Genomic DNA, 16,513 nt, shown 5'->3' with positions numbered 1-16,513 from the left:
GCCCCCCAGTCCCCCCCCCCCCCCCCCCCCCCCGCGCCGGCGGGGGGCCCCCCCCCCCCCCGGGGGGGGGGGGGGGGGGGGGGTTTTGGTGGGCCCCCCCCCCCCCCCGCCCCCACCCCCGCTCCCACAGGGGTTTCGCCACGGGGTGTGGTGAGTGAGGGTTACTTGACGCCCTGGGTCTGGATCACCGGGGCGTCGCCGATCACGTCGGTGCCCTTGGGCGGTGTAAAGGTGAAGGTGTCCGCCGGAATGGCGGTGTTCTTCTGCCAGCCGGTGAACTGGATCTTGGTGATGTTGCCGAGCTGGTCCTTGAACTCCATGCGGGCCAGGCCGGTGGCGTCGAAGCCGAGGTCGGCGAAGTCGAACGCCGGGTCCTTTGCGGTCGAGGACAGCCGCAGCCACTGCATGCCGTCGTGTTCGCCCTGCTCCGCCACCTTGAAGAAACCCTTGTCGAGCTGCGACAGGTCGGTCAGCACGGTGAGCGGGCTCTGCGCCTCCTCGCTGCTCTGCTTGCGCACGGTGACCTGCTCGAGGTCCGGGTCGTACAGCCACACGCGGCTGCCATCGGCGACGATCGTCTGCTTCGACGGCGCCAGCACTTCCCAGCGGAACTGCCGCGGCGCTTCCAGCGACACCACGCCGGTGGTCGTCTTGCCCGGGCCACCATTCACGTCGAACAGGGTCTGGCTGAAGCGGCCGGTGAGCGAGTGCAGGCCCTTGGCGAAGGCATCCAGCCGCTCGCGCGCCGGGCCGGCCGCGGCGAAGGCAGGCAGGCTGAGCACGAGCAGCGACGCGGCGAGCAGGAAACGTTTCATGGATAAGGTTCCGTAGGGCGGGTGGCTTCGATACGACCGGGCGGTACGGCGATTGTCAGCGATCGGTTTCGAACAGCGACTTAAGCATATCGATGGCCTCGCCCGGCGAGATTTCGCCGGATTCCATCTTCTCGCTGATTTCGGCAATGGCACGGCCATCGCGGTGCCAGTACGGCGCCGCGCGGGTCGCGACATGGGCCGGCCGGGCTTCCTGGCCGAGCACCACGATTTCGGCCAGTTCGCCCTGCTCGGCGAAGATCACCTCGAGCGCGTCATCCACCTCGGCGGTGTGGCCGGCCGGGTACTCGCGCACGATGGTGCAGGCGCGGCCATCGGTGGCGCGCAGCTCCAGGCCCGGGATCGACGGGTTCAGTTCGAACACCACCTCGACCTCGTCCAGCACCTCGCGGGTGGGCGCCAGGTCGCCGGTAACGAGCAGGCTCCAGGGGCGCTGGCGTAGCGCGCCCGGCTTAACAGCGTTCATGCGGGTTAATCCTTGGGAGGCGGCGGCGCCAGTACTTCGCGGTTGCCGTTGTGCTGCGGCGCGCTGACGATGCCATCCTGCTCCATCTGCTCGACGAGGCGGGCGGCACGGTTGTAGCCAATGCGCAGGTGGCGCTGCACGCCGGAGATGGAGGCGCGGCGCGTCTCCGTCACCACGCGCACGGCGCGGTCGTACAGCGCGTTATCGCTGTCGCCATCGCCGTCGGCTTCCTGCGGCAGGCCGCTTTCATTGATGATCTTGCCATCGGACGTGCTCTGCACTTCCTCGAGCACACCCTCGATGTACTGCGGCGCACCCTGGGCACGCAGCCACTCGACGACGTTGTGCACCTCGTGGTCATCCACGAAGGCACCGTGCACGCGTTCGGGCGTGGCCGTGCCGGGCGGCAGGTAAAGCATGTCGCCGTGGCCGAGCAAGGCCTCGGCGCCCGACTGATCAAGGATGGTGCGCGAGTCGATCTTCGACGACACCTGGAACGCGATACGCGTCGGGATGTTCGCCTTGATCAGGCCGGTGATGACGTCCACCGAGGGACGCTGCGTCGCGAGGATCAGGTGCACGCCGGCGGCACGCGCCTTCTGCGCCAGGCGGGCGATGAGCTCTTCGACCTTCTTGCCGACGATCATCATCATGTCGGCGAATTCGTCGATGATGATGACGATATGCGGCAGCGGCTCCAGCGGCTCGGGGCCCATGCTGGGCATATCCGGGTTGGCGCGGAACAGCGGATCCAGCAGCGGCTGGCCGGAGGACTCGGCGTCCTTCACCTTCTTGTTGAAGCCACCGAGGTTACGCACGCCCACCGCGGCCATGAGCTTGTAGCGGCGCTCCATCTCGGCGACGCACCAGCGCAGCGCGTTGGCGGCTTCCTTCATGTCGGTGACGACCGGCGCCAGCAGGTGCGGGATGCCTTCGTAAACCGAGAGCTCCAGCATCTTCGGGTCGATCATGATCATGCGCACGTCCTTGGCGCTGCTCTTGTAGAGCAGGCTGAGGACCATGGCATTCACCGCCACCGACTTACCCGAACCGGTGGTACCGGCGACGAGCAGGTGGGGCATCTTCGCCAGATCGGCCACGACGGCCTTGCCGCCGATGTCCTTGCCCAGGGCCAGCGCCAGCGGCGACTTCACCTGGTCGTAGCGCTCGGATTTGAGGATCTCCGAGAGGTAGACGATCTGCTTCTTGGTGTTCGGGATTTCCAGGCCGATGACGTTCTTGCCCGGGATGACATCCACGACGCGGACGCTGACCACGGAAAGGCCGCGGGCGATGTCCTTGTCGAGGCTGGAGACCTGGCTGCCACGCACGCCGGCGGCGGGCTCCAGTTCGAAACGGGTAATGACCGGGCCCGGGTACACGCCGGCCACGCGGGCTTCCACGCGGAAATCGCGCAGCTTCAGCTCCACCTGGCGGGACAGCACCTCGAGCGTTTCCTCGGAATAGCCCGGGCCCTGCGGCGGGGCTTCATCCAGCAGCGACAGCGGCGGCACTTCGCCATCCATCGATGCGCCGGTGAACAGCGGGATCTGGTTTTCGCGGACGGCGCGGTCGCTCTTCACGACCATGGGCGCGGGCGTCTCGATACGCACCGGCTCGCGCTTGGCCTGCTTCACGGCCTCGGCCTTTTTCACCACCTCGCGCTCGGCGCGGGCGGAACGGGCGGCCATGACCTCGGGGGCCTGGCGCACCTTGCCACCGAACCAGCCGCCCATCTTCATGACGAGCTCGCCGGTGGCGTCCATCAGCTTGAACCACGACAGGCCGGTGGCCAGCGTGATCGCGATAAGGCACACCGCCAGCAGGAGCAGCGGTGCGCCCTTGTCGCCAAACGCATTGTGCAGGCCGTGGCCCACCCACTTGCCGACGATGCCGCCCGGGCCTTCCGGCAGGATGGGCGAATCGACGTTCAGGTAGATGAGGGCCGGGGCCGTGATGAAGAAGAACACGAAGCCGATCAGCCGCAGGGAGGGTTCCCACGGCTGGACGTTGCGCTCGCCACGGTGGCGGATGACCTGGATGCCCAGGGCAAGCAGGAGCAGCGGAAAGAAGTAGGAAACGAGCCCGAAGATGTACCGGAGCAGGTTGGCGATGTTCGCGCCCACCGCGCCACCGAAGTTGGTGGCGTGCTCGGCCACGCCCATGTGGCCCCAGCTGGGATCCTGGTCGTTGTAGCTCAGCAGGCATACCAGGAGGTACAGGGCGAGCGGGAGCAACAGCAGTGCCCCCGCTTCACGGAGCCGGCGCTTGAGCTCCTCGCTCAAGCCCGGCTTTTCGGCCTTGGGCTGGGCCCGGGCCTGTTTCTTAACCACTTTCGCGCTGCGCGCCACTTAGCGAACCACTCCGGCTTCGGTGCGGGGCATCATGCCATGCCCTGAAGCGCCGGGTGCACCAGCTTGCCGCCTTCCACGTTGATACCGGCGGCCAGCGGGGCGTAGTCGCGCCACTCGTTGCCGGCGGCCAGGCGCTGCACGTACGGCAGGATGGCGGCCGAGATGGCGGTCGACGAGGTCTGCGGCACGGCGCCCGGCATGTTGGTCACGCAGAAGTGCGTCACGCCGTGGACGGTGTAGGTCGGCTCCTTCCAGGTGGTCGGGCGCGAGGTCTCGAAGCAGCCGCCCTGGTCGATCGAGATATCGACGAGCACGGAGCCCTTCTCCATGGTCTTGACCATGTCCTCGGTGACGACGCGCGGGGCCTTGGCGCTGGGGATCAGCACGGCGCCGACGACGATATCGGCGTTACGGACTTCCTCGGCCACCGACGACTCGTAGGCATACAGGGCGGTGACGTTGGGGCCCAGGGCCATCATTTCAGCCATGCGGTCCGGACGCTTGTCGAAGACCACCACGTTGGCACCGGCCTGGGCGGCCAGGGCGGCGGCGTTGCCACCGGCGGCGCCAGCGCCGAGCACCACGACCTTGCCACGCGGGGTGGAGGCCATGCCGCCGAGCAGCTTGCCCTTGCCGCCGTTCGGCTGGTGCAGGAGCGTGGTGCCGATCTGGGTGGCGATGCGGCCGGCGATGACCGACATCGGCAGGAGCAGCGGCAGCGCGCCGTTCTCGTCCACCGACTCAAAGGCGACGCCGGTCAGGCCGATATCCAGCAGGCTCTTCGTGAGCGCCGGCTCGGCGGCCAGGTGCAGGTAGCAGAACAGCAGGTGGTGCTTCTTAAGGAGCTTGAGATCGCCCTCGATCGGTTCCTTGACCTTGACGATCAGCTCGCCCTTCTCGTACACGGCGGCCGCATCGGCCACCACGGTGACGCCCAGTGCCGAATAGTCGGCATCCGAGTAGCCACTCTTGGTGCCGGCGCCGGCCTGGATGAACACTTCATGGCCACGGCGGACGAGGTCGGCGGCGGCGGCCGGGATGAGGGCCACGCGGCCTTCAAGGGTCTTGGTTTCGGAGGGGATACCAATGCGCATCTTAGGGAAGATCCTGAAAGTACAGAAATAAGCCCCCATGTGGGGACATGGGCGGCCACCGGCATGTAGCGAATGTCTTGAATCGCACCCCCGTCTTCCCCATTCTTCCGGGTCGACGCAATCTCGCGGAACCTCGACACGGCTTCAGCTTCCTGCCGCAAGAGGCGAGCGGTACGAATGAAACAGCCGCAGCAAACCTGAAGGATTATACATGAGCACCCCCAAGCACAGCCGACTGCTTATTCTCGGCTCCGGCCCGGCCGGCTACACGGCCGCCGTGTACGCGGCGCGCGCCAACCTGAAGCCGATGATGGTCACCGGCCTGCAGCAGGGTGGCCAGCTGATGACCACCACCGAGGTGGACAACTGGCCGGGTGACGAAAAGGGCGTGCAGGGTCCGGAGCTCATGCGCCGCATGGCCGAGCACGCCGAGCGGTTCGAGACCGAGATGGTCTTCGACCACATCCATAACGTGGACCTCAACAACCGCCCGTTCCGCCTGAAGGGCGACGGCGGCGAGTACACCTGTGACGCCCTGATCATCACCACCGGCGCCACCGCCAAGTACCTGGGCATCGCCTCCGAGGAGAAGTTCAAGGGCCGCGGCGTCTCCGCCTGCGCCACCTGCGATGGCTTCTTCTTCCGCGAGCAGGACGTGGTCGTGGTCGGCGGCGGCAACACCGCCGTGGAAGAGGCCCTGTACCTCTCCAACATCGCTCGCAAGGTCTACCTGGTCCACCGCCGCGACAAGCTGCGCGCCGAGAAGATCCAGCAGGACAAGGTCTTCGAGAAGGCCGCGGCCGGCAAGATCGAGCTGATCTGGAACAGCCAGGTCGATGAGGTGCTGGGCGACGACTCCGGCGTGACCGGCGTGCGCGTGAAGGACGTGAACACCGGCACCAAGCGTGACCTCGATGCCCAGGGCTTCTTCGTGGCGATCGGCCACACCCCGAACACCGGCATCTTCGATGGCCAGCTCGACATGAAGGATGGTTACATCCAGATCCAGTCCGGCCTGGCCGGCATGGCCACCGCGACCTCGGTCCCGGGCGTCTTCGCCGCGGGCGACGTGGCCGACCACGTGTACCGCCAGGCGATCACCTCGGCCGGCTTCGGCTGCATGGCCGCGCTGGATGCGGAACGCTGGCTCGATACGAACCACAAGCTCGACTGATGGAACCCCGGCCCCGCGCTGCCCACGGCACGCGGGGCCTTTCGTCATGAACGACGTCCGCTTCCTGCAGGGCCTGCGCGATGTCCCCGCCGCTGACTGGGACGCGCTCATCCCCGATGGCAACCCCTTCGTTTCCCATGCGTTCCTGCACGGGATGGAGGCGAAAGGCTGCCTGCGTGAAGACTATGGCTGGGCGCCCTACCACCTCGCCATCTACGACGAAGGCCGCCTGGTCGCCGCCGCACCCACCTACCTGAAGGGCAACTCGCACGGCGAGTTCGTCTTCGACTGGAGCTGGGCCGCCGCCTGGGAGCGCGCCGGCGGGCAGTACTACCCGAAGCTGCTGGTCGCCTCGCCCTACTCGCCCGTCCCCGGCCCGCGCCTGTTGGTGCGCGAGGGGCCGCTGGCCGATGTCTACCGCAACCAGCTGACCGCCGCGCTGGTGGACGAGGCCGACCGGCTCGGGCTCTCCTCGATCCACGCCAACTTCCTCGCCCCCGCCGACCTGCACGCGTTCGACGACCGCTGGCTCGAGCGCGCCGACTACCAGTTCCACTGGCACAACCAGGGCTACGGGTCGTTTGATGATTTCCTCGCCGCGCTCACCGCGAAGAAGCGGAAGAACATCCGCCAGGAACGGGCTAAGGCGCACGCCTCCGGCCTCAGCCTGGAGATGCGCGGTGGCGATGAACTCTCCGATGCGGAGTGGCGGCAGATCCATGCGCTATACGAGCTGACCTTCGACATGAAGGGCAACCACGCCGCGCTTACCGCCCGTTTCTTCCAGTACCTGGGGCGCACGCTGGGTCGCAACGTGCAGGTCGCCCTGGCCCGTGACCAGCACGACATCGTGGCGATGGCGCTGTTCCTCCAGGGTGGCGGCGCGCTGTACGGGCGTTACTGGGGCGCGAGCGTCGAGGTCTCCGGGCTGCATTTCGAGCTGTGCTACTACCGCGGCATCGACCATGCAATTCGCGAAGGGCTGTCACGTTTCGAGCCCGGGGCCCAGGGCGAGCACAAGCTGGCCCGCGGCTTCCTGCCGACGCTCACCCACTCCCGCCACTACATCGCCCACGATGGCTTCCGCCGCGCCGTGGCCGAGGCTCTTGAACACGAAGCCCAACACCGCGAGGCTTACCGCGCCGAACTGCTCACCCATTCGCCGTACGCGGACCGATGATTCGCCTGCCCCAGCTCCACCCTGCCCGGCCCAGCCAGTTCCCCGACCCGGAACAGGCCATGGACGACCCGAACGGCCTGCTCGCGTGGGGCGGCGACCTGTCGGCCGCGCGCCTGCTCGCTGCCTACGGCCAGGGGGTGTTCCCGTGGTTCAACGCCGACGAGCCGATCCTGTGGTGGTCACCCGACCCGCGCTGCATCTTCCGCACGGATAGCGTGCACATCAGCCGCAGCCTGAAGAAGCAGCTCGCGAAGTCGAACTGGCGGCTCACCGCCGACACCTCGTTCGCCCGCGTGATGCGCGCCTGCGCCGAACCACGCAACGGCCAGCCCGGCACGTGGATCAGTGAGGAGATGATCGCGGCCTACATGGAACTGCACCGGCTGGGCCATGCGCACAGCGTGGAGGTGTGGGATCGCGGGTCGCTGGTCGGCGGCATTTATGGCGTCGCGATCGGCCGGCTGTTCTGCGGCGAGTCGATGTTCAGTGCACGCACGGGTGGTTCAAAGGTCGCGCTGGCGGGGCTGTGCCAGCTGCTGCACGGCTGGGGTTTCCCGCTACTGGACGCTCAGGTCACCAACCCGCACCTCGTGAGCATGGGTGCGATCGAGGTGCCGCGTAAGCAGTTCGTCGCGCAGGCACGGCGGTTAGCAGCGATGCCCGGCATGCCCGGCAGCTGGATCAAAGCCCAAGTCCCGCTGCCCACAGCACCTTGACGTCGCGTGACTGTGTGCCTGTGTGCCTGTGTGCCTGTGTGCCTGTGTGCCTGTGTGACGGTATGACCGTGGGAGCGCGCTTGCGCGCGATGGGTGCTCGCGACCAGGCCAACGCAGGCAAGCAACGGCGACTGACATCGGTTCATTCGCTGGCACGAATGCATGTAACCAGCGGCTTGCGCCGCCTCGCGCTCTGACGCCTCCGGAAAGAGGCCTTGGGGCCCACCCTCGCTGCTCAGACAGGTCCTCCGCGTTCGTACCGGAGTGCGCCTCCGGCGCAAATCTACTTATTGGCCTACGGCCGCTCTCTTGTGCGGAACTCGCCTCGAGGGTGGGCCCCAAGACCTCCCGGACGCACTGAGGTTCATGGTGGGAGAGCCGGATTTCGCTTCGTATCCAGGGTGCGGACACCCGTGGACGGACACGGTTTCGTCCGCGGACAGTCCGGCTCGCGTGAGCTGGGTTCGTCCAAATGGCTTTGCAGCGCGGTTTCAATGGCGAACTCGCCGTTGGCACGGCGGATGCAACCTCCATGGCAAGGGCCCTCGGGCTCACCTCTTTAATCACGGAGACCTGCCATGAAAACCGAAACCTTCCTGCTGAAGACCTTCTTCGCCGCCGCCGTGCTGCTGAGCGTTCTGACGATGGGTGCGATGGTCACGACCACCGCGCCGGTGGTGCCGGCCACGGCGATCGCCGCGGTTCGCTAAGCGGTCCAGCATCATCACTGCGCGCGGCATCTCTCACGGACAAAGGTCAATTGAGCAAGGGCCGGCCACGCACTATCAGCGTATCGTGGCCGATCGCAAGAATAATCCCCTCGCTGGCGTGGCGACTGAAATGCTGGCAACCTGCCGCGAACATACGGGGGCTAGGCCATGGGGTCATTCGTTAGCGCGCTTTTGTCGGGGATACTCAGGGGCGCAACTGGGAAGCGTCCGAAGCGGACGAAGCCGGCATCGGAACGATCTCCTGCAAAACCATCGACCCGGGGCCACGGCGACTACAGCCATGAGGTTGTAGGGGAGGCAAGCTACCAGTTGGCTCTACAGCGACTGCGTCGTTCGAAAGAGAAGCCGTTCCACCGCGCTCAGCTACTACCCGAATCTGATAATCCGTATGACGCCAACGCTGTCCGCGTAGCTATCGCCGGCGAGGTTGTTGGCTATCTCCCGAGGCCGAAGGCGCGCGAGTGGCGTCGACGTGGCGGCCCAACGTCGTGCGACGCCTACCTTGCCGATGCGGGCGGCGAGAAGAACATCGGTGTCTGGCTTAGGTTTTGACAACAGTTCGTTTGCCCCAGCACTGGAGAGAAGCATGCACCCTCCGATGGACCTTGGGCTCACGATGGTGAGCCATCGAACGTATGCCGAGACGGCCGCCAAGATGGGACTCTCTCCACTCGGGAATCGCCTGGTCTGTATGGACAGGATTATCGGCTGGCGGACGAACCGCCGCGCATATGTGCATCCCGAGGTCTTCCGGGTGCTATTCGGTCGATATCCTATGGGCTACCAGCGCGCGCACCTTCCGGGAAAGGACGTTAAAGGGCCGCTTTCGGGCTGGCAAAGAGTCCACTGAAACGACTCTCCAGCGCCTCAATGCGTCCGGGAGGTCTTGGGGTCCACCCTCGAGGCGAGTTCCGCACAAGAGAGCGGCCGTAGGCCAATAAGCACATTTGCGCCGGAGGCGCACTCCGGTACGAACGCGGAGGACCTGTCTGAGCAGCGAGGGTGGACCCCAAGGCCTCTTTCCAGAGACGTCCGAGCGCGAGGCGGCGTCAGCCGCTGGTCACATGCATTCGCGCCAGCGAATGAACCGATTGCATAGCGCGAGGCCGAAGGCGAGCCTGCTCGATCGTGAAAACTACCGCGCCCGGTGCCCGCTCATCTCCGCACCAGCATTCTTCGGCAACAACGCGCACACTGGCGCCGCGATCAGCGAGATGAAGGTCACCACCAGAAACGCCACGCTGAAGTCCGGCAACGCCGCATGCTCACGGCCGCCCCATACCACGCTCACCTGGAGCGCCGCAGCCGCAACGCAGATACCCAGCGACAGCATCAGCTGCTGGAACGTCGTGTAGAAACTCGTCGCGCTAGAGAACCGCTCGCTGGGCACGTCCGCGTACGCCACGGTGTTGTACGCGCTGAACTGCAGCGACTGGAAGAAGCCCGAGAACAACAGCACCGCGTAGATGATCCACAGCGGCCAGTCCGGCCGGAACGCCGCGCACAGCGCCACGCAGATCATCGAGAACACGCCGTTCCACACCAGGGTCGCGCGGAAGCCCCAGCGGCGCAGCACCGGCGCGGCGGTGGCCTTCATCAGCATCGCGCCCAGCGCGGAGACGAAGGTGATCACGCCGCTATGCGCCGCTGACAGGCCGAAGCCCAGCTGCATCATCAGCGGTAGCAGGAACGGCACGGCGCCCGCGGTGATGCGCGTCAGCGAACCGGCGATCACGGAAAGCCGGAACGTCGTGAAGCGCATCAGCGTCATGTCGAGGATCGGATGCTCGACCCGCCGCGAATACAGCAGGTACCCTGCGCCCGCGACCATGCCCGCGATGATCAGCCCGGTCGAACCGACCAGCGACGAGGACCCGCGGCTGGCCAGTTCCAGGCCGAACACAAGGCAGGACAGCGAGACGCCCGAAAGCACGAACCCGATCCGGTCGAACGGCACGCGCTCGGTCAGGCGCACGTCGGGGATGTACTTCGTGGCGAGCCACATGCCGGCGAGGCCGATGGGCACGTTGATGTAGAAGATCCAGCGCCACGACACCCAGGTGACGATGAAGCCGCCCAGCGGCGGCCCGACCACCGGGCCGATCAGCGCGGGTACCAGCAGCCACGACATGGCGCTGACCAGCTCCGACTTCGGCACCGAGCGCAACAACACCAGGCGGCCGACCGGCACCATCATGGCGCCGCCGATACCCTGCAACAGGCGCGAGACGACCAACAAAGGCAGGTTCGAGGCGAAGCCGCACAGGATCGAGCCCACGGTGAACAGCGCGATGGCCGCGCGGAAGACGTTGCGGGAGCCGTAGCGATCGGCGATGGCGCCGCTGGCGGGGATGAACACGGCCAGGCTCAACATGTACGAAGTCAGCGCCACGCTCATATGCAGCGGCGAAACATCGAAGGAGGTAGCCATGGCCGGCAGCGCGGTGGCGAGGATGGTGCCGTCCAATTGCTCCATAAACATCGCGCTCGCGATGATCAGGGCAACGGTGCGAAAGCCAGGGGCGGTGGTCATCCGGGGGAGCGCGGCGGAGGTGCGGCTAGTTTAGCAGGCCTGCCCATGTACGGTCGCTCCGGAACACGCGTTCTTCCCCGGAAAGCGGGTCTATGAAGAATAATTCACGCGCAAGCAGGCACATCGGCTCGGCGAAACCCGGCGCTTCCTCGCGCAGTTCGGGATAGAAGGTGTCCCCGGCGATCGGCGCGCCCAGCGCTGCCATGTGCACGCGCAGCTGGTGCTTGCGGCCGGTGACGGGCTGCAGCCGGTAACGCCAGAGCGTTTCGCCGCGCTCGATCACGTCGATCGTCGTCCGTGCATTCGGTTCGCCAGGGACCTCCTGCATGCGGAAGAACGGTTCGCCTTTCTCGAGCCGGCTTTCGTGCACGTAAGGGAAGCTCAGCCCAGGCAGCGGCGGCGCCAGCGCCTCGTACACCTTGCCGATGCGCCGCTCGCGGAAGAGTCGCGTGTAGGCATCGCGACTCGACGGCCGCGCGGAGAACACCACCAGCCCCGCGGTCGCCCGGTCGAGCCGGTGGAGCGCCACGAGGTCGGGGTTGCCCAGGCGCCGGGCGAGACGCACCGAGAGCGTTTCCTCGACGTAGGCGCCCGCGGGCATCACCGGGAGGAAGTGCGGCTTGTCGGCCACGACGAGGTCATCGTCCGCATGGACGATCGTCTCCTCGAACGGGATCGGCGCCTCGGCCGGGACCTCGCGGCGGTAGTACACCGCGCCTCCGGCACGGTAGGGCGCCTGCGGATCGAGCGGCACGTCGCCATCATCGACCAGGCCGCGCGCCATCCGCTGGCTCCATTCCGTCAGCGGGATGGCGGGGAAGCGTTCGGCGAGGAAGGCCAGCACGGTCGGCCATGGGCCTGGCGGCAGTGCGACGCGGCTCTTAGGGAGGTCGGGCATACGGGTTATTGTGCCTTGACGCAGGCCCATCGCGCGCAAGCGCGCTCCCACGGGGCTGGCGCGTGGTTGGGCACACCGTGCTGTTGTGGGAGCGCGCTTGCGCGCGATGGCCCCAACCGTGTCGCAGGCAAGCCTGCGCAAGACGCCGCGGCCGTCGTTGCGCATATACTCATCACACCCGTCCCCACCCCGCCTTTGAGGTCGTTGCGCCCGTGATCGGCCGTTTCTTCAGGAAGCTTTTTGGCGGCGGCGCGCCCGCGCCCCAGGCAAAGGCGGAGCATGCGTTCGTGGCCGTGGCGGTGGAGGACACGCGCGGGCCGGTCAACGCCATCGTCGCGGAGGAAGTGGAGGATCGCTTCTATCGCCTGCTGCTCGGCGTGGCGCCCTCAGCCGAGCCGGCGATGAGCGCGACCGAGCAGGTCGCAATCCGCCGCGTGCGTGATGCGTTTGGCGCCGAACGTTTCGATGTCAGCACCCTGCCCCGGCTGCCTTCCGTCGTGCCGCAGCTCATGCGCTCCCTGCGCAACGACGACACCAACAGCCGCATGCTGGCCGAGCAGATCAGCCGGGATACCGTGCTGGTCGGCGAAATCATCCGGGTGGCGAACAGCGCTTATTTCCGCACCGCGCGGCCCGTCACCGGACTACCGCAGGCGATCACCCTGCTGGGCCAGAACGGCCTGCGCCGGGTGGTGATGCAGCTGGTCATGCGGCCGATCCTGCGCACGGATACCGACCCGACGAGTCGCGCTGCCGGCGACCGTCTCTGGGAGCACGCCGAACGCTGCGCGCGCACCTGCGTGTTCCTGAGCCGCCCGGCGGCCGATCCCTTCGAAGCCTTCCTGGCCGGGCTGGTCAGCCAGACCGGCGCGCAGACCCTGCTGATGGAGCTGGATGCGGCGGGCCTGGCGCAGGAAAGCCTGAGCCGCCCGTTCATCGCGGCGGTGGGCCAGCAGATCGAACGGCTGTCGCTACACGCGGCGCGCCACTGGCACTTCCCCTCGCGCGTCGTGCAGGCACTGGCCGAGCGCGCGGACCCGGCCGACGCCGGCGCACGCACGCCGCTGGGCCGCGCACTGCTGGCCTCCAGCCGCGTCGCCATGCTGGACGTGCTGGTGGAGAACGGCCTGGCCGATCCGGAAAGTGTCCTGCTGGCGACGCCGACGCAGGGCTTTAGCCAGGAGCGGCTGCTGGCGGCGCGGGATGAATTGCGCGCACCGGCGGCTGCGGAAGCCTGAGCTGGTTGAAGGGGGCTCCCGGATGTTGTGGGACCGCGCTTGCGCGCGATCGGGCGCGCGACTTGCACCTATCGCGCGCAAGCGCGCCCCCACAACTCAACGGGAGCATCAGCTCCTACGGCCGCGCGTGGATCAGCGCTGGACGCCCGTTGCGAGGACGTCGGTCCAGAGCTGGTTGGCCAGGTCCTTCGCGGCAGCCTGCAGCAGCGCTGGCACCTGGGTGTCGAAGCGTGGCTGGGCGGCGTTGAGCGGCAGGGCCTGGCTCACGCGGTAGCTCTTCGCCACGATCTTGCCGCGGGCGACGATGCGGCAATCGGCCTGCAGGTCGATCGCCGTACCCGGCACATCCGCCTGCGGGGTGGCCACCACGGCCACGTCCACGTTGCGGCAGCCGATGATCAGGTCGGTGAAGTACTTCGGCTGCAGCGTCGTGCGCAGCTGGGCCTGGATGACGCCGACCACATCGGGCGACACCTGCACCAGCGCCTTCGCGTCGAGGCCCTTCACGGTGATGACCGTGGCGCCCTTGTTCTCAACCGTAAGCCACGGCGAGTCCGGGCTGGCGGCGACCATGCGGGTGGCATCGGCTTCGATCATGGATTTGCCACCACAGGCGGCGAGCAACAGGGCCGCGGCGGCGACCGGCAAACACTTCATCACGAACAGAACCCCTGGTTTCCCCCAAAACAAGCCGGGCAATGTACCTGCCGGGGGCAGCCGCGGCAATGCGCGCCGGCCTGCCAGGTGCAGGAGTTGCGGCGTGGAACGCAGAACCGAGGGGAGTCAGGGCGGCGGCAGCAGGTCGTCCAGGTCGATGCCGTTCTTCGCGCGGGTCATGATCTCGTCGGGCGTCGGGCCCTGTCGGGTCAGGTCCACCATGTCCTGGTTCATGAGCACGTAGGGGCGCATCCGCGCTTCGTACGCTGCGAACGCCTCGTCGGCGTCCTCGCGGTTCCGCCCGAGCTCGCGCGCAAGGACAAAGGCGCCCACCAGCGCGAGGCTCGTGCCCTGCCCCGAAAACGGCGAGGCGCAGTGCGCAGCATCGCCGGCCAGCACGACGCGGCCCTTCGACCACGCCGGCATGCGAATCTGAGCCAGTTCGTTGTAGTAGAACTCGCTGGCCTCGCGCATCGCGCGGATCAGCCGCGGCATGTCGCCACCGAACGAAGCACAGCGGCTGGCGACTTCCTCGCGCTGCGCCGCCGTGTCATCGCGTGCGATCTGCTTGCCGTCCGTGCCGAAACCGACGCCGACGCGCAGTTCCGTCTTGTCCCTGCTCGGATAGATGACGAACCCCGCCGTCTCGCTGCGATGCGCGATCTCCCAATCGGCCTGCCCGAGCAGGTTAGGCGTACTGAACAGCGCGAGCACCACGTCGAGCGGCCGGACCACCGCGGCTTCATCGGCAAACACGAGCCGGCGCGTCTTCGAGTAGATGCCATCGGCACCGATGACGAGATCGAAGCGGCGGACCGCGCCGCTCGCGAACGTCACCTCCGGCGCGATGCCGTCATCGTGGATGGCGGCGATGCTCTCGTCGTAGATCTGCTCCACGTCGACGCCGAGCACCGCGGCAAGCATGGCGCACAGGTCATCGCGGAAGATCTCGATGTCATCGCTGTCGAGGCGACCCGCGCTGAAGGTCCGCTCGGTGGTCCGCGAAAGCTCACGCCCTTCGGCATCGATCACCTGCATCCCCTTCAACCGCGTGCGCAGGGAGCGCGCCTGCCCGAGCAGGCCCATGGCCGCGACGACATCCAGGGCCTTCCCGCGGATATCCACCGCCTGGCCCCCACGCCGGAGGGCTGGCTCGCGTTCGACCAGGGTCACCCGGAAGCCCTCGCGGGAAAGCCAGTAGGCGGCCGCGAGGCCGGCCACACCTGCACCAGAGATGAGGACGTTACGGACCATGACTTCCCTCGCGACCGTGCTTTTATCGGGCCGGTGACACTCTACGGAACCCCCGCGCTTCCGGTTTGTCTCAATGCACGATGTCGGCAGGTTGTGCGCCCTGCCGAATTTGTCTCTACGGAGCGACCGGCGGTTGCCGATAGTCCCGGGATGCATATCTGGATTTCACTGATGGCGGGTGGCCCCCAGGATGGCCAGCGTTTCACACGAGAGTTCTACACGCCCCGGAGCGTCCCGCCGGCCATGCGCGCGAGCGATGGCCAGGTGTGCTGCCCGGTCGCGATGCGCGCCGGGGCCAAGGCGGCCGTCTGCGTGGTCGTCCACCCGCATGCCCGCCCGGAGGAGATCGAGCGGGCAATCGACGCCATGGTGGCAGCCTGTGAAGGTGAGGCGATTTCCGGCAAATAGCGGTTAAGTGTATGATGTGCCTTTTAATCCTTCGGCAGGATCCTTCGTTTGGTCTTTTCCGCACGCGCCCCTGAGCCCGGCGATGCCCTTACCCGGCTGAGCTGGCAGGACTTCGAGCATCTGCTCGCGGAGCATTACCGCGCGCAGGGCTACCGTGTGGAACTGGTGACGGCGCACGACCTGAAGGCGCTGGGCCAGACCGGCCTGGACATGCGTCTGTTCCGCGGCAGCGAGAGCACGATCGTCCAGTGCGGCCAGTGGGACGCGATTTTCGTGGACCTGCCTGAAGTCCAGAAGCTCATGAGCGCCATGCTCAACGAGGCCGCCGGCCGCGGCGTGCTCGTCACCCGCGGTGCGTTCACGCCCGCCGCCCGCAACGCCGTGCTGCGCCAGCCGCGTGTCCACCTGGTGGATGGCGAAGTGCTGCGCGCCATGCTGAAGCTGCCCGACCACCTCGACACCGCGCCGGTCGGCACGCGCCCCGCCGAGAAGGTCGCCCGCACCGCCGCAGCCGCTCGCCGCCGTTCCAGCACGAAGGGCAACCCCCGCGGCCTGGTCGTCCCGGCGATCATGGGCGTCGTCATCCTTGGCCTGCTCGGCCTGTTCGGCTGGCGCGCGATGAGCACGCGTGAGGATGCGCCACCGTCGGCCGCCGCATCGGCTTCGCCGCTTTCCACCGCCTCGGCGGCGCCGGCACCCGCCCGCACGCCGCCGCCGGTGATCGAGCCTGCGCCGGCCCCGGCCAGCGCCCCGCTGACGTCGGCCCGTGCCGCCGATGCAGCCGCGAGCGACGGCCTCGCCCACGAGCTTGCCGAGCGCGAGCGCGTACGCCGCGAGGACGCCTCCGCGAACCGCAAGAAAGCGGAAGACGCCATGAAAGTGATGGAGCGCAATACGCGCGAGGTCGGTTCGTACCAATAACGCGCGATCTTTCACGCGTTTGCCATCACCCCGGGCCTAGGCTGGGCAGCGAATCC

Annotated in this window: 16 protein-coding genes; 8 read left to right on the top strand and 8 right to left on the bottom strand. The window is 67.4% G+C overall.

Translation table 11 applies throughout. The features are described 5' to 3' along the window. Positions 1-161: 161 nt before the first annotated feature. From lolA to ACZ6YI_RS04675, 4 genes are read right to left on the bottom strand one after another with little or no spacing between them, the layout of a single operon-like run. The gene (lolA, locus tag ACZ6YI_RS04690; RefSeq protein ID WP_465777625.1) at positions 162-815 is read right to left on the bottom strand and encodes an outer membrane lipoprotein periplasmic chaperone LolA; all 654 of its coding nucleotides are present in this window, start codon (positions 813-815) and stop codon (positions 162-164) included. Between the two features lie 55 nt (positions 816-870). Continuing rightward, a complete protein-coding gene (locus ACZ6YI_RS04685) occupies positions 871-1,299 on the bottom strand; it encodes a hypothetical protein (RefSeq protein WP_465777624.1) in 429 nt (142 codons plus the stop codon). A gap of 5 nt (positions 1,300-1,304) precedes the next feature. Further along, on the bottom strand, positions 1,305-3,650 hold the full coding sequence (locus tag ACZ6YI_RS04680; RefSeq protein ID WP_465777623.1) for a DNA translocase FtsK: 2,346 nt from the start codon (positions 3,648-3,650) through the stop codon (positions 1,305-1,307). Positions 3,651-3,682: 32 nt separating this feature from the next. Continuing rightward, entirely contained in the window at positions 3,683-4,747 is a 1,065-nt protein-coding gene (locus tag ACZ6YI_RS04675; protein ID WP_440328887.1) for an alanine dehydrogenase, read from the bottom strand. A 211-nt stretch (positions 4,748-4,958) separates the two neighbouring features. Between ACZ6YI_RS04675 and trxB the strand changes: the two genes are divergently transcribed. The 5 genes from trxB to ACZ6YI_RS04650 all read left to right on the top strand — a co-directional run bounded on the left by trxB (position 4,959) and on the right by ACZ6YI_RS04650 (position 9,100). Beyond that, the gene (trxB, locus tag ACZ6YI_RS04670) at positions 4,959-5,921 is read left to right on the top strand and encodes a thioredoxin-disulfide reductase (protein ID WP_465777622.1); all 963 of its coding nucleotides are present in this window, start codon (positions 4,959-4,961) and stop codon (positions 5,919-5,921) included. Between the two features lie 46 nt (positions 5,922-5,967). Continuing rightward, positions 5,968-7,101 (top strand): GNAT family N-acetyltransferase, encoded by a 1,134-nt coding sequence (locus tag ACZ6YI_RS04665; RefSeq protein WP_465777621.1) that lies wholly within the window; start codon positions 5,968-5,970, stop codon positions 7,099-7,101. Beyond that, entirely contained in the window at positions 7,098-7,817 is a 720-nt protein-coding gene (gene aat / locus ACZ6YI_RS04660) for a leucyl/phenylalanyl-tRNA--protein transferase (RefSeq protein WP_465777620.1), read from the top strand. Before ACZ6YI_RS04665 ends, aat begins: the two co-directional genes overlap by 4 nt. A gap of 578 nt (positions 7,818-8,395) precedes the next feature. Continuing rightward, on the top strand, positions 8,396-8,527 hold the full coding sequence (locus ACZ6YI_RS04655) for a hypothetical protein (protein ID WP_465777619.1): 132 nt from the start codon (positions 8,396-8,398) through the stop codon (positions 8,525-8,527). Positions 8,528-8,695: 168 nt separating this feature from the next. Continuing rightward, positions 8,696-9,100 (top strand): HIRAN domain-containing protein, encoded by a 405-nt coding sequence (locus ACZ6YI_RS04650; protein ID WP_465777618.1) that lies wholly within the window; start codon positions 8,696-8,698, stop codon positions 9,098-9,100. A gap of 583 nt (positions 9,101-9,683) precedes the next feature. Here the strand turns inward: ACZ6YI_RS04650 and ACZ6YI_RS04645 are convergent. Next, positions 9,684-11,081 (bottom strand): MFS transporter, encoded by a 1,398-nt coding sequence (locus ACZ6YI_RS04645; protein ID WP_465777617.1) that lies wholly within the window; start codon positions 11,079-11,081, stop codon positions 9,684-9,686. A gap of 25 nt (positions 11,082-11,106) precedes the next feature. Further along, the gene (locus tag ACZ6YI_RS04640) at positions 11,107-11,979 is read right to left on the bottom strand and encodes a pseudouridine synthase (protein WP_465777616.1); all 873 of its coding nucleotides are present in this window, start codon (positions 11,977-11,979) and stop codon (positions 11,107-11,109) included. A gap of 212 nt (positions 11,980-12,191) precedes the next feature. Here ACZ6YI_RS04640 and ACZ6YI_RS04635 point away from each other — a divergent pair, with 212 nt between their 5' ends. Continuing rightward, positions 12,192-13,217 carry an HDOD domain-containing protein gene (locus ACZ6YI_RS04635; RefSeq protein ID WP_465777615.1) on the top strand — a complete coding sequence of 342 codons (1,026 nt, stop codon included), beginning with the start codon at positions 12,192-12,194 and terminating at the stop codon, positions 13,215-13,217. Positions 13,218-13,349: 132 nt separating this feature from the next. Here the strand turns inward: ACZ6YI_RS04635 and ACZ6YI_RS04630 are convergent, their stop codons facing one another. Together ACZ6YI_RS04630 and ACZ6YI_RS04625 are read right to left on the bottom strand one after the other, a co-directional pair. Continuing rightward, a complete protein-coding gene (locus tag ACZ6YI_RS04630) occupies positions 13,350-13,874 on the bottom strand; it encodes a hypothetical protein (protein WP_465777614.1) in 525 nt (174 codons plus the stop codon). A gap of 126 nt (positions 13,875-14,000) precedes the next feature. Then, complete coding sequence (locus ACZ6YI_RS04625; protein ID WP_465777613.1) at positions 14,001-15,128, bottom strand: FAD-dependent oxidoreductase; 1,128 nt, start codon at positions 15,126-15,128, stop codon at positions 14,001-14,003. A 150-nt stretch (positions 15,129-15,278) separates the two neighbouring features. Between ACZ6YI_RS04625 and ACZ6YI_RS04620 the strand changes: the two genes are divergently transcribed. Beyond that, entirely contained in the window at positions 15,279-15,536 is a 258-nt protein-coding gene (locus ACZ6YI_RS04620; RefSeq protein WP_465777612.1) for a hypothetical protein, read from the top strand. A gap of 48 nt (positions 15,537-15,584) precedes the next feature. Beyond that, positions 15,585-16,457 carry a restriction endonuclease gene (locus tag ACZ6YI_RS04615; protein WP_465777611.1) on the top strand — a complete coding sequence of 291 codons (873 nt, stop codon included), beginning with the start codon at positions 15,585-15,587 and terminating at the stop codon, positions 16,455-16,457. Positions 16,458-16,513 lie beyond the last annotated feature (56 nt).

This window comes from Luteibacter sp. NPDC104163, from assembly GCF_055584245.1.
This window is presented reverse-complemented; position numbering and strand designations above follow the sequence as displayed.

Coding starts and splice junctions, on each gene's coding strand:
- lolA (WP_465777625.1), bottom strand. CDS start 815: ATGAAACGTTTCCTGCTCGCCGCGTCGCTGCTCGTGCTCAGCCTGCCT.
- ACZ6YI_RS04625 (WP_465777613.1), bottom strand. CDS start 15,128: ATGGTCCGTAACGTCCTCATCTCTGGTGCAGGTGTGGCCGGCCTCGCG.
- trxB (WP_465777622.1), top strand. CDS start 4,959: ATGAGCACCCCCAAGCACAGCCGACTGCTTATTCTCGGCTCCGGCCCG.
- ACZ6YI_RS04665 (WP_465777621.1), top strand. CDS start 5,968: ATGAACGACGTCCGCTTCCTGCAGGGCCTGCGCGATGTCCCCGCCGCT.
- ACZ6YI_RS04645 (WP_465777617.1), bottom strand. CDS start 11,081: ATGACCACCGCCCCTGGCTTTCGCACCGTTGCCCTGATCATCGCGAGC.
- aat (WP_465777620.1), top strand. CDS start 7,098: ATGATTCGCCTGCCCCAGCTCCACCCTGCCCGGCCCAGCCAGTTCCCC.
- ACZ6YI_RS04685 (WP_465777624.1), bottom strand. CDS start 1,299: ATGAACGCTGTTAAGCCGGGCGCGCTACGCCAGCGCCCCTGGAGCCTG.
- ACZ6YI_RS04630 (WP_465777614.1), bottom strand. CDS start 13,874: ATGAAGTGTTTGCCGGTCGCCGCCGCGGCCCTGTTGCTCGCCGCCTGT.
- ACZ6YI_RS04655 (WP_465777619.1), top strand. CDS start 8,396: ATGAAAACCGAAACCTTCCTGCTGAAGACCTTCTTCGCCGCCGCCGTG.
- ACZ6YI_RS04675 (WP_440328887.1), bottom strand. CDS start 4,747: ATGCGCATTGGTATCCCCTCCGAAACCAAGACCCTTGAAGGCCGCGTG.
- ACZ6YI_RS04620 (WP_465777612.1), top strand. CDS start 15,279: ATGCATATCTGGATTTCACTGATGGCGGGTGGCCCCCAGGATGGCCAG.
- ACZ6YI_RS04640 (WP_465777616.1), bottom strand. CDS start 11,979: ATGCCCGACCTCCCTAAGAGCCGCGTCGCACTGCCGCCAGGCCCATGG.
- ACZ6YI_RS04650 (WP_465777618.1), top strand. CDS start 8,696: ATGGGGTCATTCGTTAGCGCGCTTTTGTCGGGGATACTCAGGGGCGCA.